This is a genomic window from Paraburkholderia sp. J12, assembly GCF_905220215.1.
GTDB lineage: Bacteria > Pseudomonadota > Gammaproteobacteria > Burkholderiales > Burkholderiaceae > Paraburkholderia.
Genome location: NZ_CAJMZC010000014.1, coordinates 56,210 through 76,984, shown reverse-complemented (window position 1 = coordinate 76,984; position 20,775 = coordinate 56,210). Strand labels below are relative to the sequence as shown.

The 20,775-nt window shown below is 57.7% G+C and carries 15 protein-coding genes; all 15 read left to right on the top strand.

Going from position 1 to position 20,775, the window contains the following annotated elements; genetic code table 11:
* Nucleotides 1-23: 23 nt before the first annotated feature.
* Entirely contained in the window at nucleotides 24-995 is a 972-nt protein-coding gene (locus U5760_RS25355; RefSeq protein ID WP_322015067.1) for a glycosyltransferase, read from the top strand.
* 21 nt (nucleotides 996-1,016) lie between these two features.
* The gene (locus U5760_RS25350) at nucleotides 1,017-4,817 is read left to right on the top strand and encodes a glycosyltransferase (protein WP_322015066.1); all 3,801 of its coding nucleotides are present in this window, start codon (nucleotides 1,017-1,019) and stop codon (nucleotides 4,815-4,817) included.
* A 42-nt stretch (nucleotides 4,818-4,859) separates the two neighbouring features.
* Nucleotides 4,860-5,906: a GDP-mannose 4,6-dehydratase gene (gene gmd / locus U5760_RS25345; RefSeq protein ID WP_322015065.1), complete on the top strand. Its 1,047-nt coding sequence runs from the start codon at nucleotides 4,860-4,862 to the stop codon at nucleotides 5,904-5,906.
* Nucleotide 5,907: 1 nt separating this feature from the next.
* Entirely contained in the window at nucleotides 5,908-6,792 is an 885-nt protein-coding gene (locus tag U5760_RS25340) for an NAD-dependent epimerase/dehydratase family protein (protein ID WP_322015064.1), read from the top strand.
* Nucleotides 6,789-7,931, top strand: a complete 1,143-nt coding sequence (locus tag U5760_RS25335; RefSeq protein ID WP_322015063.1) for a glycosyltransferase — start codon at nucleotides 6,789-6,791, stop codon at nucleotides 7,929-7,931. The genes U5760_RS25340 and U5760_RS25335 overlap by 4 nt, the downstream gene beginning before the upstream one ends.
* A 382-nt stretch (nucleotides 7,932-8,313) precedes the next feature.
* Nucleotides 8,314-9,390 (top strand): CDP-glucose 4,6-dehydratase, encoded by a 1,077-nt coding sequence (gene rfbG, locus U5760_RS25330; protein ID WP_322015062.1) that lies wholly within the window; start codon nucleotides 8,314-8,316, stop codon nucleotides 9,388-9,390.
* Nucleotides 9,387-10,238 (top strand): NAD-dependent epimerase/dehydratase family protein, encoded by an 852-nt coding sequence (locus U5760_RS25325; RefSeq protein WP_322015061.1) that lies wholly within the window; start codon nucleotides 9,387-9,389, stop codon nucleotides 10,236-10,238. Before rfbG ends, U5760_RS25325 begins: the two co-directional genes overlap by 4 nt.
* A complete protein-coding gene (locus U5760_RS25320) occupies nucleotides 10,235-11,197 on the top strand; it encodes a glycosyltransferase family 2 protein (protein WP_322015060.1) in 963 nt (320 codons plus the stop codon). The genes U5760_RS25325 and U5760_RS25320 overlap by 4 nt, the downstream gene beginning before the upstream one ends.
* Before the next feature lie 10 nt (nucleotides 11,198-11,207).
* Nucleotides 11,208-11,981: a glucose-1-phosphate cytidylyltransferase gene (rfbF, locus tag U5760_RS25315; protein ID WP_322015059.1), complete on the top strand. Its 774-nt coding sequence runs from the start codon at nucleotides 11,208-11,210 to the stop codon at nucleotides 11,979-11,981.
* A 102-nt stretch (nucleotides 11,982-12,083) separates the two neighbouring features.
* The gene (locus tag U5760_RS25310; RefSeq protein WP_322015058.1) at nucleotides 12,084-13,109 is read left to right on the top strand and encodes a lysylphosphatidylglycerol synthase transmembrane domain-containing protein; all 1,026 of its coding nucleotides are present in this window, start codon (nucleotides 12,084-12,086) and stop codon (nucleotides 13,107-13,109) included.
* A 13-nt stretch (nucleotides 13,110-13,122) separates the two neighbouring features.
* Nucleotides 13,123-14,442 carry an NAD(P)/FAD-dependent oxidoreductase gene (locus U5760_RS25305; RefSeq protein ID WP_322015057.1) on the top strand — a complete coding sequence of 440 codons (1,320 nt, stop codon included), beginning with the start codon at nucleotides 13,123-13,125 and terminating at the stop codon, nucleotides 14,440-14,442.
* Nucleotides 14,443-14,594: 152 nt separating this feature from the next.
* The gene (locus U5760_RS25300) at nucleotides 14,595-16,538 is read left to right on the top strand and encodes a hypothetical protein (protein ID WP_322015056.1); all 1,944 of its coding nucleotides are present in this window, start codon (nucleotides 14,595-14,597) and stop codon (nucleotides 16,536-16,538) included.
* A gap of 186 nt (nucleotides 16,539-16,724) precedes the next feature.
* Complete coding sequence (locus U5760_RS25295; protein ID WP_322015055.1) at nucleotides 16,725-17,687, top strand: NAD-dependent epimerase/dehydratase family protein; 963 nt, start codon at nucleotides 16,725-16,727, stop codon at nucleotides 17,685-17,687.
* The gene (locus U5760_RS25290) at nucleotides 17,687-18,709 is read left to right on the top strand and encodes a glycosyltransferase family 4 protein (protein ID WP_322015054.1); all 1,023 of its coding nucleotides are present in this window, start codon (nucleotides 17,687-17,689) and stop codon (nucleotides 18,707-18,709) included. Before U5760_RS25295 ends, U5760_RS25290 begins: the two co-directional genes overlap by 1 nt.
* A gap of 16 nt (nucleotides 18,710-18,725) precedes the next feature.
* A complete protein-coding gene (locus tag U5760_RS25285) occupies nucleotides 18,726-20,606 on the top strand; it encodes a nucleoside-diphosphate sugar epimerase/dehydratase (RefSeq protein WP_322015053.1) in 1,881 nt (626 codons plus the stop codon).
* Nucleotides 20,607-20,775 lie beyond the last annotated feature (169 nt).

Genomic DNA, 20,775 nt, shown 5'->3' with positions numbered 1-20,775 from the left:
CCGGGTTCAGAGAGGGTTTTTGAATGAATGTGCTCTTTTATAGCTATCCCTGGGCGATGGATACCCCCGGTGGCGGCGAGCGACAGATGTACGCATACGCGCGGCACCTGCGCAGCTGCGGCGTTGAGGTCGATCTGTTCGACATGTGGAACCCGCAGTTCGACAAATACCAGATTTTCCATGTTTTTTCGGTGATGCCGAACGTCATCGAAATGTGCGACTACGCGAAGCGCCGTGGCATGAAGGTCGTCGTGAATCCCAATCTCTGGATTACGCCGGAGACGAGAGACAACTATCCGTATTCGGACATCTGGAACATCCTCGAAGTCGCCGATCGTGTGATCGTCAATTCGAACATGGAAGGGGATACCCTGAGCGATGTATTCAGCATGGGGCGCGACAAGTTCCATACGGTGTACAACGGGGCGGAAACCGAGTTTCTCGTGCCGGCCGACACACGTGTGTTCAGGGATCGTTTCAACATCGAAGGGCCGTTCGTATTGAACGTCGGCAACGTCGAGCCGCGCAAAAATCAGCTCGAGTTTCTGCGGCTGCTCATGCAGGAGCGCCCCGATCTGAAGCTCGTCATTGCCGGCGGCATTCGCGACCAATACTATGCGGATGCCTGCATCCGGGAAGGTGGTGACCGGGTGCGCATCATCGGCTATCTGCCCTATGCCTCGGAACTGATTCGCTCGGCGATGGCGGGCTGTGAGTTCTTTGCGATGCCGAGCTTGCTGGAGACGCCCAGCATCGCGGCGATCGAGGCTGCCGCGATTGGCGCCAGGGTGCTGCTCACGAAGGTCGGATCGACCACGGAATATTTCGGCGATTCTGTGACGTACATCGATCCGTGGTCCCATGACTCCATGCGCTCGGGTATTGCAGAAGTGGTCAATGCTTCGACGGAGAAGTCGATCTGGGCAGCACGGCACCGCTTGCTCTGGCCGCAAATCGCCCCAGAAATCGTCAATTGTTACAATAAACTTCTGTAGCCTTTACGGTCGCGAACCAACGTGGAACTATTAATCGATCTGCAAGGTTGTCAATCTGCCAGTCGCTTCCGGGGTATCGGGCGGTATTCGCTCGCTCTCGTCCAGGCGATTGTCCGTAATCGTGGTTCGCACTCGATCAAGTTGCTGCTGAACGGCCTTTACCCCGAAGGGCTGGACGAGTTGCGCAAGACGTTCGAAGGCGAACTCGCCGTGGACGAGATCCTGGTCTTCACGGCCGATGGACCCGTTGCCGAATTCGATACCGCGAACACTGGGCGCGCCCGGCTTGCCGAGCTCGCTCGCGAGCGTTTGATCCAGTCGGTCGCTCCCGACGCGGTGCTGTTGACCAGCCTGTTCGAGGGCTTCGTGGACGAAGCGGTGACTTCGGTAGGACTGCTGGAAGACGGTCCTTTCACCGCCGTCACGCTCTATGACCTGATTCCCTATCTGAATCCGGATCCGAACTGGCCCGGTCACTACAAGAACTACTACGACCTGAAGATCGATTCGCTCAAGCGGGCTGACCTGCTGCTGTCCATTTCCGGCTATGCGCGCGAAGAATGCATTGGCGCGATTGCGGAACTGGGGGACCGTGTCGTCAATATGTCCTCTGCGTGTAACGACATGTTCCGCCCGCGCACGGGGGATGTAGACCCGGTGATCGAGGGCAAATTCCGTCTCGACAAGCCGTTCGTCTTGTCCACGGGCAGTCTCGAATCGCGCAAGAATTTCGAGCAACTGGTGTCCGCGTTCGGTGCGCTGCCTGAGGCATTGAGGCAAGGCCGCCTGCTCGTATTCGCGGGCGGTGCCGATGCCGACCGGGTTGAAGCGATCCAGCGCAAAGCGCTCGATGCGGGCCTCGCGCCCGATCAATTGCGCGTGCTGGGCCATGTGACCGACGAAGAGCTCCTTGCGCTTTATCAGGCATGCGAACTGTTTGTGTTCCCGTCCCTGCACGAGGGTTTTGGTTTGCCGCCGCTCGAAGCGATGGCTTGTGGCGCGGTGGTGCTCGGGTCGAACGCGACGAGCGTGCCCGAGGTGATCGGTCGTGAAGACGCACTTTTCGATCCGAAATCGTCGGTCGAACTGACCGCGATGATGACGCGTGCCCTGACGGACGAGGGCTATCGCGCATCGCTGCGCGACCACGGTATCCGGCAGGCCGCGGCTTTCTCGTGGGACAAGACGGCTCAGCGAGCGTTGCAGGCGATCGAGACCCAGCTTGCGCGGCACAAGCGGCCGAATGCGGCACCAGCAGTTCCCGCAAGCAAGGTGCCGAGTGCCGCAAAACCGCGCGTTGCGATGGTTTCACCGTTGCCGCCGGAACAGACCGGGATTGCCGACTACGTAGCAGAATTGCTGCCGACGCTAGCGGAGACCTATGACATCACGGTGATTTCGGATCAGGCCGAAGTCTGGCCCGCACCTACGGGCGAGCGGTTTGAAGTCCGTCCCGTTCAGTGGTTCGAGCAGAACGCGTCGGATTTTGACCGGATTGTGTATCAGATGGGCAATTCGCCGTTCCACGCGCACATGCCCGACCTGATGCAGCGCTACCCCGGTGTCGTCGTGCTGCACGACTTCTTCATCAGCAGCCTGATGTTGTGGGCCGAGCAGACGGGTTATCGGCGCGACGCGTTCAAGCAGGCGCTGGTTCGCTCGCACGGCTATGGCGCCCTCGAGCAACTGGCGCGCGAAGGCGAGCTTGCAGCCAAGTGGCGCTGGCCATGCAGCTACGAGGTCGTGCGCGATGCATTGAAGCTCGTCGTGCACTCGAATTACAGCCGGGATCTCGTCGCGCAGTATTACGGCGAGGCATTTACCGACAAGATTCATCTCGTCAGGCAACATCGGGCGGCCGAGGACCTGCGCTGCCGTATCGAGGCGCGGCAGCGGCTGGGATACGGCGACGACGACATTCTGGTCTGCGCGTTCGGCTTCATGGACATGACCAAGCTCAATCATGTTCTCGTCGAAGCCTGGGCCCGCTCCGGTCTTGCGGACGATGCGAAATGCACGCTGGTTTTCGTCGGCGGTCAGGACGAGTCGGAGTACGGACGCAGTCTGCGCGAGACGATGGCGGGGCTCGCTGGTCGCGACCGGATCAAGATCACGGGTTTTGCCGATCGCGATACCTTCGTGACCTATCTTTCGGCGGCCGACATCGCCGTACAACTGCGCACGATGTCGCGCGGGGAAACGTCCCGTACGGTGCTGGACTGCCTCGCTCACGGCGTGCCGCTGATCGTCAATGCCAATGGCCCGATGGCCGAGTACCCCGACGACGTTCTGATCAAGCTCGACGACGAACTGGAGGTCGAGGATCTCGTCGCCGCGCTTACGCGCCTGCGCACCGATTCCGCACGGCGCAGGGAGTTGAGCGCACGCGGCCCGGACTATATCGCGGCAGTCCATGAGCCGCACAAAACCTCGGCTGGTTATGCCGCTGCAATCGAGGACGCGCTTTCCGACGCGCAGGTGCAGCGTGAAAAGCGCGAGGTGACGCGCTTGTGGCAGCGCTATCCCGCAAGTACGGCCGATGTGCGCGACGAGGCGGCACAGACGGTTGCCGAAGTGGTCGTCGCGCCGCGCAAGCCGCGCATTTACCTCGATATCTCGGCAACGGTACGCAATGACCTGAAGACCGGGATCGAGCGTGTCGCGCGCTCTCTGTTGCGCGAACTGTTACTCGAGCCGCCGGCGGGCTTCGACGTGGTTCCCGTCTATTTGAGTAACGACAACGGAACCTGGCGCGTGCGGCGCGCACAGCGTTACCTGGCTGCACAGCCAGGTTTCGGTCTGGTCGAGTCTCGCGACGAGGTGGTTATCCCGATGCCCGGCGACGCATTGATCGGGCTCGACCTGTTCCCGGACGGAGTCCTTGGGGCTGCGCGGTTCGGTCTTTACTCGTACTGGCGTCAGAGCGGCGCAAAGATAGGCTTCCTGATTCACGATTTGCTGCCCATCACACGCCCGGAATTCTTTCCGCCATGGGCATGCGGGTCGCATACGGAATGGTTCGCGACGGTGTGCGCGAATTCGGATTTGCTGGTTTGCATCTCCGATCACGTGCGCGGAGACGTCAAGAACTGGCTTGCAGCACGTCGCCCGGAGGGCGGGAACGAGCCGGTGCTCCTCGTGTCCCATCACGGCGCCGATGTCGCGGCGTCGTTTCCAACCTCGGGCCTGCCCGACGACGCATCACACACCCTTGACGCAATTCGCGCTCGGCCCACGTTCCTGATGGTGGGGACCATCGAGCCTCGCAAGGGGCATCTGCAAGCTGTGCGGGCGTTCGAGCGCCTGTGGGCGGCCGGCGTGGACGTCAATCTCGTGATCGTCGGTTACGAAGGCTGGAAGCCCTTGCCGCCCGAAGATCGCAGAACCATCCCGGCAATCGTGGACGCCATGAGGGGTTCGGCGGAGTTGGGCAAGCGTCTCTTCTGGCTCGAGGGGATCACCGACGAGTACCTCGAGAAGATCTACGCGAGCGCATCGTGCCTTCTGTCGGCCTCCGAAGGCGAGGGTTACGGATTGCCTTTGATCGAGGCCGCGAAGCACGGCGTTCCGATCATCGCGCGTGACCTCGTTGTTTTCCGGGAGGTGGCGGGAGAGGGCGCGTTTTATTTCACAGGCACCGACGGCGCAGATCTGGAGCGCGCCATCAATATGTGGCTGTCGCTTCGGGAGCGAGGCGCAGTACCAGACTCCAGTACATTGACGTGGGACACGTGGGCACAGAGCGCCCGCAGGTTCGGCGGGCTGGTCGCCGGGCAGTTGCACGGCAGCGGTACCGCTGCGGTGGCTGCCGCAACGAACTAGTCCTTCCGCTTGGCAGATTCGACTTTTACAGTAGATATTTTGATGAATAATCGAAGCAAAACCGCAGTTATCACCGGCATCACAGGCCAGGACGGCGCCTACCTCGCAGAACTGCTGCTCGACAAGGGTTACACCGTGTACGGCACCTACCGGCGTACGAGCTCCGTGAACTTCTGGCGCATCGAGGAACTCGGCATCCAGAATCACCCGGATCTGCACCTCGTGGAATACGACCTGACCGATCTTTCGTCCAGCATCCGCCTGCTGCAGAGCACCGGGGCCACCGAGGTTTACAACCTCGCGGCGCAGAGTTTCGTGGGCGTGTCGTTCGACCAGCCGGTCACTACTGCCGAGATCACCGGCATCGGGCCGCTCAATCTGCTCGAGGCGATTCGCATCGTCAATCCGGCGATCCGCTTCTACCAGGCCTCGACCTCGGAGATGTTCGGCAAGGTCCAGGCCGTGCCGCAGACCGAGAGCACGCCGTTCTATCCGCGCAGCCCGTACGGTGTGGCGAAGCTCTACGCGCACTGGATCACCGTGAACTATCGCGAGTCGTACGGCATCTTCGGTTGCAGTGGCATCCTGTTCAATCACGAGTCGCCGCTGCGCGGCCGCGAGTTCGTGACGCGCAAGATCACGGACTCGGTCGCGAAGATCAAGCTCGGCAAGCTCGACGTGCTCGAACTGGGCAACCTCGACGCGAAGCGCGACTGGGGTTTTGCGAAGGAATACGTCGAAGGCATGTGGCGTATGTTGCAGGCAGACAAACCCGACACCTACGTGCTGGCGACGAACCGTACCGAAACGGTGCGTGACTTCGTGACGATGGCCTTCAAGGCCGCCGGCATTCCGGTCACCTGGAAGGGCGAGGGCGAGAACGAGACGGGTGTGTGTGCAACGACCGGCAAGACCGTCGTGCGGATCAATTCGAAGTTCTACCGCCCGGCAGAGGTCGACCTCCTGATCGGCGACCCGGACAAGGCGACGCGCGAACTGGGCTGGAAGCCGCAGACCACGCTCGAGCAACTGTGCGCGATGATGGTCGAGGCCGACCTGCGCCGCAACGAAAAGGGCGCGTCCTTCTGACATGTCTAACGTCCTGATCACCGGCATCGACGGTTTCACCGGCCGGCATCTCGCAGACTTGCTGCGTAGCCGCGGCTACCGCGTGAGCGGGCTCGCGCGCGACGTCCACGCGCCGGCCAAGGGGCTGTATCGCTGCGATCTGCTGGATAGCAGTGCCCTTGCCGGTGTCGTGAACGAGGTCAAGCCAGACCATGTCGTCCATCTTGCCGCCATCGCATTCGTAGCGCACGGCGACGTGGACGCGATCTACAGAACGAACGTTGTCGGTACGCGCAATCTGCTGGAAGTGGTGCATGGTTCCGGGGGCAATCCCCGGTCCATTTTGATCGCGAGCAGTGCGAACATCTATGGCAACACGCCCGTCGATCCGCTAACCGAGGCCATTGCGCCCGCGCCGGCCAACGATTACGGGGTGAGCAAGCTCGCTATGGAGTACATGGCGAGGCTGTGGACCGATCGCCTGCCGATCACGTTCGTGCGTCCGTTCAATTACACGGGCGTGGGGCAGTCGACAAGCTTCGTGCTGCCGAAGATCGTCGATCATTTCCGGCGCCGCGCGGCCGATATCGAAATGGGCGCGCTCGATGTCGCGCGTGACCTTTCCGATGTGCGTACCGTGGTCGATGCCTACGCGAAGCTGCTCGAAATTCCGGGCACGGGCGAGGTGTACAACGTCTGCTCCGGCACGGCATATGGCCTGGGCGACGTCGTCCGGATGCTGGAAGGCTTCGCGGGATACCGGATCAACGTGAAGGTCAATCCGGCCTTCCTGCGTCACGGCGAGGTCAAGTACCTGCGCGGCAGCAACGCGAAGCTCGAGGCCGCAATCGGCCCGCTAAACCGGATTTCGCTCGAGGAGACGCTGCGCTGGATGTATGAAGCATGAATGTGCTTCATGTCTATCGCACGTATTTTCCCGATCCGCCGGGTGGTCTTCAGGAGGCGATCCGGCAGATCTGCCTCGCCACACAGGCAAAGGGCGTGAATCCGCGTATTTTCACGCTGTCGCCCAATCCGCACCCCCGCGAGGTGGATTTTCCAGAAGCCCAGGTGTGGCGCTCGAAGTCCTGGGCGGCGCCGGCGTCGTGCGATCTCGGCGGACTGGATTCGGTGCGGCGTTATCGGGAACTCGCGGACTGGGCCGATGTGCTCCACTTCCATTTCCCCTGGCCGTTCGGCGACGTGTTGCGATTGCTCGGCGATCGCAGCAAGCCTGCCGTCATGACCTACCATTCGGATGTCGTGAGGCAGCGCTGGCTGGGATACGTCTACGGACCGGTCATGCGGAGGATGCTGGATTCCATGTCGGCGGTTGTCGCAACATCGCCCGCCTACGCGCAGTCCAGCCCGGTTTTGACGGAGCTCGTCGATCCGCAGCGTGTGCGCGTTATTCCTCTCGGCATTGCCGACTACGCAAAGAACGATGTTTTGGCTTCAGAGCGCGATCCGCTGGCACGCCTGGCACTCGACGACCGCCCTTATTTTCTTTCGCTGGGTGTGCTGCGCTATTACAAAGGCCTGCATACGCTGATCGAGGCGGCCTCGTCCATTCCGGCTCAACTCGTGATTGCGGGCTCCGGGCCAGAGATGCCCCGGCTGCGGCGTCTGGCACAGGAACGGGGCGCTACGAACGTGATCTTTGCCGGCCAGGTTTCCGATGCCGAGAAGGTCGCGCTGCTGAAGGGTTGCCATGGGCTCGTGCTGCCTTCGCAGGTGCGTTCGGAGGCATTCGGCATGGTGCTGGTGGAGGCGGCAATGTTCGCGAAGCCGCTGGTGTGCTGCGAAATCGGATCCGGTACATCGTATGTGAACGAGCACGGCGTGACCGGGTTCGTCGTGCCGCCCGAAACGCCGGGTGAACTCGCGGGTGCAGTTAACGCATTGCTGACCGATGCGCAGCGGGCCCGCGAGATGGGCGCGGCGGCGCGGCGACGGTATGAACGGTTGTTTTCCGACGAGGCGCTGGGTAGCAGCTACGTTTCACTCTACGAGCATGTTCTCGGCGACAGCCCTGCCAGGGATTAGTCCACAATTTCGGACCGACAGGACTACGATCGTTTGTTTGTTGGGCATCTGTGTCAGGTTCTCGCGAGCGGTTGTCCAGCTCAGGCGGTGCAGGAAATATGGGGCCAAATAAGAATATTCGGATGACACTGCTGCGCTCGCTCAGTAAACTTGCGAAGTTGTTGATCTGCGTACCGTATTAGTTATTAGAATCTGGCGCGACGTATGGCCCGTCTTTCCATCGGGCATGTGAGATGCATGAACAAGCAGGGCCCGGAGTATTTGGGATCACGGCATTGAGCGTTCGTTTGAATCTCAACTCGAAACAGTGAAGATCGCAAACCTTCAGTCTTTGATCTCCTGGATGCGGGCCGCACAATATTTTTGGATGTGTCGATAACTGATGAGCGCGACTACCTTTGAACTGGCGTTGGCCGACAAGAAGATCTTCGTGACTGGCCACACCGGCTTCACCGGAAGCTGGGTTTGCCTGTGGTTGCGAATGATCGGTGCTGAAATTGCGGGCTACTCTCTTCCACCGGAGACTTCACCTTCCCTGTTTGCTGCTGCGGGTCTGGAGAAGGATGTATCAACTACGTTCGGCGATATTGTCGATTATGACCATTTGCTCGAGTCCATTTCGTCGTTTGAGCCCGATCTGATTCTCCATCTTGCGGCACAGCCTTTGGTGCGCCGCTCTTATCGCGAGCCACTGAACACCTTCCTCGTCAACGCGCAGGGAACGGTGCATGTGCTCGAGGCGGCGCGCTCGGTGAAGAGCGTCAAAGGGGTTTTATGCATCACTACGGACAAGGTCTACAAAAACAACGAATGGCCTTGGTCTTATCGGGAGAATGACCCGCTAGGCGGAAAGGATCCGTACAGCGCCTCCAAGGCGGCCGCGGAGATGGCTATCCAAAGTTATGCGGTGTCGTATCCGTGGTCTGAGGGCAAAGGACCTGCCATCGCGACGGCCCGGGGCGGCAATATCATCGGTGGAGGAGACTGGTCGGAAGATCGACTCATTCCCGACTTTGTGCGAGCTGTGATTGGCGGCGAAAGCCTCACGCTTCGCTACCCGAATGCTACAAGGCCTTGGCAGCATGTGTTGGCGCTCGTACAAGGATATTTGATGCTATTGGCGGGGTTGTCCGGCGCAGAACCTGCCAAGGTCGCTCAAGCGTGGAACCTCGGTCCGCACGATGCTACGGAGTACTCAGTACGCGATGTACTCGAACTGATGAGTGAGTCGTGGCGGAGACCGTCGCTCCAGTATATGGACAATCCATTACCGGAGGCGCAGGCACTCGCGCTGGACAGTGCACTCGCACGGAACAAGCTAGGCTGGCTGCCACCCTGGAATACGGAGCATTCGGTGCGACAAACCGCAGCCTGGTATCGGGATTTCTACGAAAATCCCGACGCAGTGCGGCTTATTACCGAAAATCAGATAAATGCCTGGCGGGCCGATATCCAGTGAAGAGGATCTACCTGATAGGAGGGCGAGGTCGACTGGGGCAGGCTCTCGCTCGTGAGTACGCCAACGATGAAGTCGTTGCGCTCGATAGAACGGTCTATGAGGTCTGGTCGAGGGAGGGGGCTGCGGGACAGGTCGCCCGATATTTCGACCGTCTGCCAAGCGACACACTGATCTTCGTAACGTCTGGATTGCTTGATCCACGCTTGCCGGAAGAAGCTCTTCTGGGAGTCAACTATTTCCTGCCGAAGCATGTGATTGATGCTGTGTCGCCGCTTGGGATGCGGGTGATTACTTTTGGTACCGCCATGGAGGCGTTGTCTCGCGCCAACAATCCCTATATCGAAAGTAAGCGACGCCTAAGTAGATACATCAACGATTCCGTTAGTGCAGGTGGGGCCGGGCTGCATCTCCAGATTCACACTCTTTACGGTGAGGGTGAACCGACGCCATTTATGTTTCTTGGGCAGATTCTGGCGGCCATTCGTCAGCGAGAGGTATTTCGGATGACGTCTGGACGGCAACTACGTGAATACCATCATCTGGCCGACGACGCTCGTGCCATTCGATCGCTGGTCGAATCAGGATTACGAGGCACAGTCGCACTGAGCCATGGGAAGCCGGTGACGCTGCGGGAAATCGCAGAAATCATCTTCCGTGCGGTTGGTAAAAGTGAATTGCTGGAGGTCGGTGCCCTGCCCGATTCCGAAGAAGAGAATTACGAAAGAATTTTTGAACCAGCAGTGCTGCCATGGGCGATTGAATTTCGTGATTCGTTGCCGGCGATTGCTGAGTATCTGAAGACATGCCTATTGAAGGACCCCGGTCTCGGAGAGGAACGCGTTCAATGACGAACAGGAGACAACTCATTTCCATTTCCATTCCTGTGCTTAACGAGGAAGGGAATATCGAAATGCTGTACGGACGCCTATGTGCTCTTGCAGAGAGGATGGCCGACCGGTGCGAACTGGAATTCGTATTTTCTGATAATCATTCCGATGACCGTACGTGGTCTCTGTTATCTCGTCTGGCAGAAAAAGATAGTCGAGTAAGAGCCATTCGGTTCTCGAAAAATTTCGGCTTTCAGCGCTCGATATTGGCGAATTACATGCACACTCGAGGCGATGCGGTAATGCAGGTCGATGCAGATTTGCAGGATCCGCCTGAAATGCTCGAGGCTTTCTACGAGAAATGGCGTAGTGGCTATCAGGTCGTGTACGGAGTCCGAAAAGCTCGCCCTGAGGGGGTTTTGCTCAGGGCATTTCGAAAATTTGGATATTGGGTAATCGATAAGATCAGCGAGCACCCTATCCCAAAGGATGTTGGCGACTTCCGGTTGATCGATAGAAAAATTGTTGACCTGCTGTCTCAGGTAAAAACCGCCAACCCATATTTGCGCGGAACGATCGCTGGGTTGGGATTTAATCAGACCGGTATTCCCTATGACCGCGATGCAAGAACTGCCGGGAAGAGCAAATTTAATGTCGGAAGGTTGCTGAGGCTTGGTTTGACCGCAGTATTTAATCATTCCACGGTACCTTTGCGTGCAGCTTCCTTTGTCGGGGTTCTCATTTTATTGGCGAGTCTTGCCGGGGCGCTTTATTATATTTTTTTGAAGATATCGCACCCGACTCTTCCTCAGGGGCTGGCGAGCATACACATACTTGTTTTATTTGGAATTGGGTTGAACTCATTTTTGCTTGGGATCATTGGGGAATATATTTTAAGAATCTATCTCGTGCTCCGGGCAGATCCTGTTGCTGTCGTTGAGCAAAGTCTCAACATGCAACCTTCCGAATTGAAGCTCTAATGGGGAAGTTATGAAGGCGGTTATTCTTGCTGGTGGTTTTGGGACGCGTATTGCCGAGGAGTCAGATACCAAGCCAAAGCCGATGGTGGAGGTGGGAGGTAAGCCGTTGCTTTGGCATATCATGAAAAATTATGCCCACCATGGGATAAATGATTTTGTAATATGTCTTGGCTATAAGGGGTATGTAATTAAAGAATTTTTCTTTAATTATTACCGGCACATGTCCGACATGGTTATCGATTTGAAAACCGGTGATCATCAGATTCTCAACACTCAAGCAGAGGATTGGCGGATCACGTTAGTCGATACAGGGCCCGACACCATGACTGGCGGACGCCTGAAACGTGTTGCACCTTACATAGACCAAGGGACGTTCTGCCTTACGTACGGCGATGGTTTGTCGAATATCGATATTGGCGCAGAAATTGAATTCCACCGCAAGCACGGCAAGCTTGCCACTGTGGCTGCTGTTCAGCCACCGGGACGATTTGGTGTTCTGAATATTTCCGGCTCGAAACTGGTAACGAGTTTCGAGGAAAAACCGAACGATGAAATTGGCTGGATTAACGGAGGTTTCTTCGTTCTGGAACCGGGGGCAATTTCATATATTGATGACGATCAAACTTCCTGGGAACGGGCCCCGCTTTCAAATCTGGCGCGCGACGGGCAATTGGTCGCATTTCAGCATACGGGGTTCTGGCAACCATGTGACACGCTCCGCGACAAGCGGGAACTCGAATCCCTATGGTCAAGCAATCGGGCACCATGGCGGGTCTGGTCGTAGGTGAAGAAATTCCGCTTGCGACTTAAGGCGTTGAGCGGGAATCCCTGCGCCTCGCATTTGAACGGGGTCCGATTGATACAGCGGACTTCTTACTGGAAGGAAATGACGAAAAAATCACCAAATTCAACTCACTCGAAGAAGGTCTTCGCCAGACAGGTCATTGGAATCGTGATTTCGATTGTTTGCCTGGCGCTTGTTTTTCGGAAAGTGGATTTCGGCCAGATTAAAGCTGCGGTTGAGAACTTTCGTTGGCACTATCTCGTCGCTGGACTGCTTGCGCTTACGATGGACTATTCCATTCGAATCATCCGCTGGGCGGTCATGTTACGTGCCGGTGGCGCGACCATTGCCTCACGCAATTGTGCAGCGCCGTTCCTGGGTTCAATTACGCTGAATAATGTTCTGCCGTTTCGGGCCGGTGACGTGGTTCGAGCCCTCGTCTTTCCCGCCGCTCTCGGCATAAGTCGAGTAACGGCAACCGCCAGTCTGGTCTTCGAGCGGCTGATTGATATGCTTACGTTGCTCGCTTGCCTCGGAATCGGTGTGCTCGTCAGTTCCTCTGCGACCATTCCAGAATGGTTGCAGAAGTCCGTAGTGCTGCTTTCAGTTGCTGGATGTACAGCACTCCTTTTGATTGCCATATTGGGCCGCTACGTTGTCAGGTTGCTCGCGTATTTTGAGGCTCGAATTGCGCCCCAAAGTCCGAAGGCGGCCAAGGTCATTGCCACCGTGGCGGACCTTGTCGGGAACACGGGAGCCATGTCGCGACTGAGTGTGTTGCTCCCTGTTGTTGTGTTGTCGGCGTGCATATGGACTGGGGAAACCGGACTTTTCTGGTCAATTCTTCATGGCCTGAACATCGATGTGGATTTTCCCGCTGCGCTCATGATTATGGCTGTGACCACGTTGTCTACGTTGGTGCCGTCGTCGCCGGGATACGTGGGTCCCTTTCATTTTGCTGCATATACAATGGCGGTCATGTCCGGCAGTTCACCGTCAGCCGCGGCTAGTTTCGCTGTGCTGTCACACCTTGCACTCTGGATACCGACCACAGTGGCAGGAGGAATTGCAATTCTGCTGAAGCCATCGCTTTTTGCGCAGCGCAAGGCTGTAGAAAATACCTTTTGAACTGGATCACGTAATGCATGATCAATACGATGTCGTAATCATCGGCGCTGGTTTTACTGGACTAACAGCAGCTTTGGACCTCGCTCGCGCCGGGCGGAAGGTCCTCGTGCTGGAGAAGGACAGTAGTCCCGGCGGCCTCGCAGGGACATTTGAATTTAAGGACGGGGTAACCGTCGAGAAGTTCTACCACCACTGGTTTAATAACGACGACTATATTCCCGAAATCGCACGGGAGCTGGGAGTGGAGAATCTGATCGTAACGCAGCCGTCCCGTACAGGCATGTACTTTAATGGACGCCTGTGGCGCCTTTCCACGCCGCTTGATTTGCTCAAGTTCACACCGCTTTCCATTCTGGACCGAATTCGTCTTGGGCTTCTTGTGTTCAAGGTACGCAAGATTCGGGACTGGAAGACGATCGAGCATCTTTCGATTCGAGAATGGCTTGAGCCGCTTTGCGGGAAAAATGTATTCAAAATCGTCTGGCAACCGCTTATCGAATCCAAGTTTTCAGTTTATGCCGATGCTGTGAATGCAGTATGGTTCTGGAAAAAACTGGTGCTTAGAGGCAGTACACGGGACAAGCAGGGCGGCGAGCAATTGGCTTACTTCCGTGGAGGATTTGGTCGACTCGCACAATATATGTCCGATGCGATCAGCGCGAGCGGAGGTGAGATTCGCTACGGGGTAGATGTCTCCGGGGCCAACATAGAAGACGGAAAAATTCAATCATTAAAGACGTCCGGCGGTGATATTTCGGCCAGGCAGTTTTTGTTTACTCCATCTTTCCCGATTATTGCGAACATCCTTGACCAGGTGGCGAATCCCGCGTGGCTGGAGTCACTTCGACGGGTCAACTATCTGGGCAACATGTGTCTGGTTCTGCAACTGGATCGCAGTCTGTCGGATACATACTGGCTAAACGTCAACGATCCGGGTTTTCCGTTCGTTGGAGTTATCGAACACACGAATTTCGATCCGCCTGAGAACTATCACGGGAAGCACCTCGTGTTTATTTCGCGTTATCTTGCGACACAGGACCCGGTCTGGAGTTACAGCGACGACGAGTATCTTGACTTCGCTATCAAACATCTTCAGCGGATGTTCCCGGCAATGGAACGATCGTGGATTCAGGACGCAAAAGTCTGGCGGGCGGAGTATGCGCAACCAGTGACCGAGCGCGACTACTCGAAATATGTGCCCTCGGCGGATACGCCATTTTCGAATGCCATGATTTCGACTATGGCGCAGATCTATCCGGAAGATCGCGGGACAAATTACGCGGTTCGCGAAGGCCGATCTGCCGCTGTCAAAATTAACGAACTATTAGCCTGAAGATCGCGAATGGCCGTATACGTCCTCAAACGAATAGATTTGGGACGTATTGGTCCGCTGGCGGCAGGTTTTTCGGGTGGCTGGTTAGAATTTTTACACACATCGACCCGATCGAGCACAGATTACGCTGAAACTATTAGTTGACTAATTCAATGAAATATCGGCTTCGCATATTGCAAATCTTGCTTGCGCTAATGTGTGGTGTGATTCTTTGTCTCCACTTCTGGGACGACATCTGGACTCACAGTGTTGATTTAGCGCATCATTATGCGCTGGTAGCGCGGCTTACAGAGTTCGGGAATTTGCCTCATCTAACCGATCCGTCTCTCGGTGAGATGCAAATCTATCCGCGAATGAGTCACCGAATAGCCGCTGCATTAGGTCACCTCTGGGGATCGCCGCTCGCAGGCATGCAGTTTGTAGCCTTCCTGTCGACGATTGTTCTCTGGGTGGGAATGGGTTGGATGCTTTGGACCCTGCCGCTTTCCCAGGCCCGTCGAGCGACCTGGATCCTGCTCTTGGGTCTGCTCGTTGGCGGCCTTTTCATGCACGTTGATTTTTGGGGCATGGAAGTCGTCTACAATTATTTCTACGCTCAATTTGTAGCTCAGGCTGCCGCACTTGTGGTTTTGGCGCTTGCACTGGGACTTTCTCAGGCAGGAGTGTCCCGGTTTGCCGTCTATAGTTTGTTGATCGCTGGAATCTGGGTCGTAGAATCGATCCATCTGTTGCCGGCGGTCGAACTGCTAGGCTTTCTTGGTTTATTAGTTGTTTTTGATCAATATTGGCAGGTACGCAAATGGGATTGGCGGAATTTGCTGATCAGCGCTGCCTTTCCGGTCGTGGCTTTACTTGTTGTCGTTGTCAATCCAGTATTTCGGGCAATGGCGACAATCAGTGAAAACGATGGTGTACTTTACCTGTCGTTTGTTCCAGATCAGCTGGCACTTCTAGCGTTAGTGTTGCTAGTGGCAATATCATCGATTTTGGCCATGAGGTGCTGGTTAGGGCTGAAAGATCCTCAGTTGCAGAAAGAGCAACTGCTAATCCAATATTTTGCGATTTTTGGTCTGTCTATTGCGATCCTCTGTTCTTTGCAGATGATCGCACTCGCTATAGGGCGCGGGTCCGAGTACGCTTGTCGCAAATATGCTTTTGGATTATGGACGGTTCTGCTGGTTAACGCGTCTTTGCTGTTAGCGCAGCGCTTTGGATCGAAACAGGTGGCGAAACCGGGTCTGACTACTCCAGGCAAGATATTCGATTACTGTGCCGTTGGTATTGTCGTGACGGTTGCTGTTCTTGCGATGTTTCCGAAGGAAAAGTACCTGTCGCTGTCGAACCTTGTCTCGATGGAACACCGGTTAGAAGCGATTAAATCGTCTCAACCGACAACTCCCGCTGGCACCTCTACCTACGCGGTACAACTCCCCGGTGAGCCGCCATTGGTCGACTATATGTTCTCACTTGGCGTGTTCAAATCGGCAAGATCGGCTAACACGATCGATGTTTTGGAGAATCGGGATCTCTCGCTTGCGGATCAAATTGGTTTGATTGTTACTGGCAAGGAGATATCACGCTATGACACACCGGAGTGTCGATTGCGATCTCCTGATGCTACTCTTACCGTGATCGATGGTCCGTGCTACGCAAAGAGTATGCCGAATCGTCGCTTCTGTCGCGGAGAGATGCATTTGACAGATTCTCGCTTCCTGCAAGGTTTTAGCTGGCCTGAGGAGCAGGGGACATGGACGGATAATAAAGTGGCGACATTTCATTGTGATATGCCGGAGCACCTCGCAGACTATCCGGAATCAATCCGCATTTCTGGTTTTGCTTTTGTCCCATCGACACACGTTCAACATGTCGGGATCTCGATCAATGGCGGGGTGCCTCGCGAATTCATGTTTGATAGTTCGACACACGATCAGTCAATGGTTCTTCCGGTCCCGCCGGGAGCGTCCAGCATTCAGATCAAATTCTTGCTTCCTGACGCCGTGTCGCCGAATGCGATGGGGGTATCGGCTGACATGCGCGAACTGGGCCTCTATGTGAAGTCGATCTTGCTTCTTGGTGGCGACGGCAAGCCCATCTAGAGCTATGACCGGCCGGTGTCTCTGAGGCGTTTCCGACGGCTTGGCGCAACGAGCGGGCGTGGCTCGGGCGCTCGTTCCCGCTCAGGGACCTAAATTGTTGCGGTATGTAACGAGCTTTCGGCTATCGGGGTGCAGAGACGGCAATCGACTACAATCCTCGCTGCTGAAATCGCCTATTTGACTTCGATGACCCAACGGATAGTGCTGACCGGTTCGAACGGCTTTGTCGGCCAGGCGGTTTCGCGTCTCCTGCTCGCGAAGGGCAACCAGATTACCGGTATCGTTCGCCGGCCGGCCCCTTCAGTCGACGGACTCCATTCATGGCTGCTCGACACCGACGATTTCAACGACATCGAATCCCGTTGGCCTGCCGACCTGAGATGTGACACGGTCGTGCACCTTGCTGCCCGTGTCCATGTGATGCGCGATCGTTCGGAGGACCCACTCGCGGCCTACCGGGAAACCAACGTCGCCGGGACTTTGCGCGTCGCGCGCGCCGCCCGCCGTGCTGGCGCACGCCGTTTCGTGTTCGTGAGCAGCATCAAGGCGGTGGCGGAGTCGAGCGACGGCCGCGAACCGCTCAGCGAGCTGGTACCGCCCCGCCCAGTCGATCCTTATGGCGTGTCGAAGCTCGAAGCCGAACGGGCGCTGACCGAGTACGGCAGTACATCCGGCCTCGATGTGGTCATCGTTCGACCGCCGCTCGTGTACGGGCCGGGCGTGCGTGCGAATTTCCTGCAGCTGATGAATGCGATCGCGAGGGGCGTACCACTCCCGTTCGCGGCGATCGAAGCTCGCCGAAGCATGGTTTTCGTCAACAATCTCGCCGATGCAATCGTGCATTGCGCAATGGATCGGCACGCTGTGGGCAGGCTTTTCCATGTCACCGATGGCCACGATCTTTCCGTAGTGGAACTGGTGCGTATGCTCGCCTGGCAACTGCACGCACCGGGCCGCTTCCTTTCGGTTCCGCCCGCATTGTTGCGCGTCGCCGGCCGTTTGACGGGCCGCTCCGCCCAGGTCGGGCGGTTGCTCGACGAATTCCGGGTAGACAGTCGGCACATTACGGGTGTGCTGGGCTGGCAGCCGCCCTATACCGTCGAGCAGGGCCTGCTCGAAACCGCGGCGTGGTATCGCGCGACGCACTGATGTTCTCGAATTCGATGCCATTGGACCCGATCCTGTACGTAGCCGGTTGCGCCATCCTCGCGTTCGGTCTTTGCGCGTTCGTTCTGTGGGCGCTGCTCAAGACCGGCCTTGCATGGCGGCTCGCTACCGATATTCCCAATGAGCGCTCGCTTCATACGCTTCCCGTGCCGCGTACGGGCGGCTGGGGCATCGTGCCGGTGGTGGCCGTCCTGACCGGGGTGGTGGCACCTTCGCTGTGGTTGGTCGCGCTTGTCTTCGCGTTTCTCGCTGCACTGTCCCAGGTCGACGATCGTCGCGGGCTGCCGGTCTGGGCGCGCTTCGGCGCCCACGTGCTGGCCGTGGCTGCGCTCGTCACCGTCTATCCCGCACCCGTGCCATGGTGGGCGCTCGTCATCATCGCCTTCCTGATGATCTGGCTCGTCAACCTCTATAACTTCATGGACGGATCCGACGGCCTTGCCGGCGGCATGGCGCTCTTCGGGTTCGGTGCTTACGCCGTAGCGGCGCTCGCGGCCGCGCGTCCGGACATGCCGCTTGCCTTGACTGGTGCGCTGACGGCCGGGGCGGCCGGTGGATTCCTGCTGTTCAATTTTCATCCGGCACGCATATTTCTCGGCGATGCGGGATCGATTCCACTGGGTTTTCTCGCCGGCGCGCTGGGTTATTGGGGGTGGCGTGACGGAGCGTGGCCAATCTGGTTTCCCGCGCTAACGTTCGCGCCCTTTATTGCCGATGCTTCTGTCACGCTGGCGCGGCGCTTGCTTCGGGGCGAAAAGATCTGGCAGGCGCATCGGGAGCACTACTACCAGCGCATGGTGCGGATGGGCTGTGGGCACGCCCTCACAGCGCGAATTTGGTACTCGGTTATGGCGGCAGGCATAATACTCGCTATCGCAGCAAGGGGATTCGCCCCCGTCCATCAGTGGCTCGCGGTTGCCGTGTGGGCGGCAGTATTAGGGGTGGCCGGGATGTATGTCGACAGGCGCTGGCGCAGGCACCAGTCCCGTCTTGTGCAAACCTGAAAGTTATCTTGCGTCGATGAAAAAATTCAAGGGCCGCTGGCTTTCGTTAGGCGCATTTGCCTTCGATCTATGCGCAGTCATCGCTGCATGGCTGCTGGCTTACGTCATCCGGTTCAACGGACCGGTACCTTACGACTACCTCCATAGCGGACTTCGCGCCCTCATTTGGGTGCTGATCGCCTACTCGGTCATGTTCCGCGGCTACGGGCTGTATCGCGGCATGTGGGTGTTCGCGAGCCTGCCCGATCTTGTTCGTATTGCGAAGGCCATTTGCATGGGGGCTCTCGCGGTCGTGATCGGCACGGCCCTGCTGCAGCCGCAGCCTATTGTGCCGCGCTCGGTCTGGCTCGTTTCCCCGATGTTGCTGTTCCTGATCATGGGCGGCTCGCGGGCGCTCTATCGTAGTGCGAAGGAGTTCTACCGTTACGGCGGTCTCGTGGGGCAGGGCAAGCCGGTCTTCGTGATTGGCGCGGGCACGGCCGGCGCCAATCTCGTGCGCGAGCTCAAGCGTTCTGGCGAATGGCGGCTCGTGGGCCTGCTCGACGACGATCCGGTCAAGCAGGGCCGCGAACTCTATGGTTATCGTGTGCTGGGTACGATCAACGATCTGCAGCGTTTGAGCGCGCAGATGAAGGTCGAGCACGTCATCATTGCCGTGCCTTCCGCTTCGCCGGAGGTGCATCGGCGGATCGCCACGCTGTGCGTTCGCGCGTGCGTCAAGGCATTGACGCTGCCGGCGCTCACGTCACTGAGCGAAGGGCAGGCGTCGCTCGCGCGTATCCGTCTGATCGATCTCGAAGATCTGCTCGGCCGGGACCCGGTGTACATCGACACCGCACACGTCGAGGAGCTGCTGAAGAACCGGGTGGTCATGGTGACGGGCGCGGGCGGATCGATCGGCTCCGAATTGTGCCGCCAGATCATGGGTTTCGGTCCCGCGCAACTGATCGCGCTCGACAGTTCGGAGTATGCGCTCTACCGCCTGAATGAAGAGTTGCAGGAGAGCTATCCCGAGGTGTCGGTGTTGCCCACGATCGGCGACGTGAAAGATTCACTCGTGCTCGACAAGGTGATGGAGAGCCACCGACCGCACATCGTGTTTCACGCGGCGGCGTACAAGCACGTTCCCTTGATGGAGGAGAACAACGCCTGGCAGGCCGTGCGTAACAACGTGCTGGGCACGTACCGGGTAGCGCAGGCATCGATCCGGCACAACGTGGCGCGTTTCGTTCTGATCTCCACCGACAAGGCCGTTAATCCGACCAATGTGATGGGGGCCAGTAAACGGTTGGCCGAAATGGTGTGCTCTGCCCTGCAGCAGGGCGCGACACATCGAACGCGCTTTGAGATCGTGCGTTTCGGCAATGTGCTCGGAAGCGCAGGTAGCGTGATTCCGAAGTTTCAGGAGCAGATTGCTCGCGGTGGCCCCGTCACCGTGACGCACCCGGAAATCACGCGGTTCTTCATGACGATACCCGAAGCGTCGCTGCTCGTGCTGCAGGCATCGAGCATGGGGCAGGGGGGCGAGATCTTCATTCTCGATATGGGGCAACCCGTACGCATTGCGGATCTGGCGCTCGACCTGATCCGTCTCTACGGATTCACCAACGAGCAGATTCCTGTCGTGTTCACCGGTTTGCGGCCGGGTGAAAAGCTCTACGAAGAATTGCTGGCCGATGACGAGACGACGACGCGTACGCCCCACTCGAAGCTTCGTATTGCCCGCTCGCGCGAAGTGCCCGCCAATCTGCTCGAGGAACTGATGCCGTGGCTGATGCAGCGGCACATCCTCAATGACGATCAGGTACGCAGGGATCTGCACCGGTGGGTGCCGGAATATCAGATGCCGGCGCTGCCGACGCTGCGCAGCGTCGTGGCGAAAAGAAGCGTCTCTTAAGGCAAGGGACGAGGGATAGGCGAGTCCGGGTGTGCGGGACTGCCTCGCACACCACACGAAGCAGGAAGAACTGATGACAGTCGAAAAAGCAATCGTTTGCGGGTTTTACGAAAGACACCTGGACCGCCCGGCCGATCCATCGGGGCTCGAACATTTCGAGCAATACGAT

Coding starts and splice junctions, on each gene's coding strand:
- U5760_RS25335 (WP_322015063.1), top strand. CDS start 6,789: ATGAATGTGCTTCATGTCTATCGCACGTATTTTCCCGATCCGCCGGGT.
- U5760_RS25320 (WP_322015060.1), top strand. CDS start 10,235: ATGACGAACAGGAGACAACTCATTTCCATTTCCATTCCTGTGCTTAAC.
- gmd (WP_322015065.1), top strand. CDS start 4,860: ATGAATAATCGAAGCAAAACCGCAGTTATCACCGGCATCACAGGCCAG.
- U5760_RS25295 (WP_322015055.1), top strand. CDS start 16,725: ATGACCCAACGGATAGTGCTGACCGGTTCGAACGGCTTTGTCGGCCAG.
- rfbF (WP_322015059.1), top strand. CDS start 11,208: ATGAAGGCGGTTATTCTTGCTGGTGGTTTTGGGACGCGTATTGCCGAG.
- U5760_RS25305 (WP_322015057.1), top strand. CDS start 13,123: ATGCATGATCAATACGATGTCGTAATCATCGGCGCTGGTTTTACTGGA.
- rfbG (WP_322015062.1), top strand. CDS start 8,314: ATGAGCGCGACTACCTTTGAACTGGCGTTGGCCGACAAGAAGATCTTC.
- U5760_RS25300 (WP_322015056.1), top strand. CDS start 14,595: ATGAAATATCGGCTTCGCATATTGCAAATCTTGCTTGCGCTAATGTGT.
- U5760_RS25290 (WP_322015054.1), top strand. CDS start 17,687: ATGTTCTCGAATTCGATGCCATTGGACCCGATCCTGTACGTAGCCGGT.
- U5760_RS25285 (WP_322015053.1), top strand. CDS start 18,726: ATGAAAAAATTCAAGGGCCGCTGGCTTTCGTTAGGCGCATTTGCCTTC.
- U5760_RS25310 (WP_322015058.1), top strand. CDS start 12,084: ATGACGAAAAAATCACCAAATTCAACTCACTCGAAGAAGGTCTTCGCC.
- U5760_RS25340 (WP_322015064.1), top strand. CDS start 5,908: ATGTCTAACGTCCTGATCACCGGCATCGACGGTTTCACCGGCCGGCAT.
- U5760_RS25355 (WP_322015067.1), top strand. CDS start 24: ATGAATGTGCTCTTTTATAGCTATCCCTGGGCGATGGATACCCCCGGT.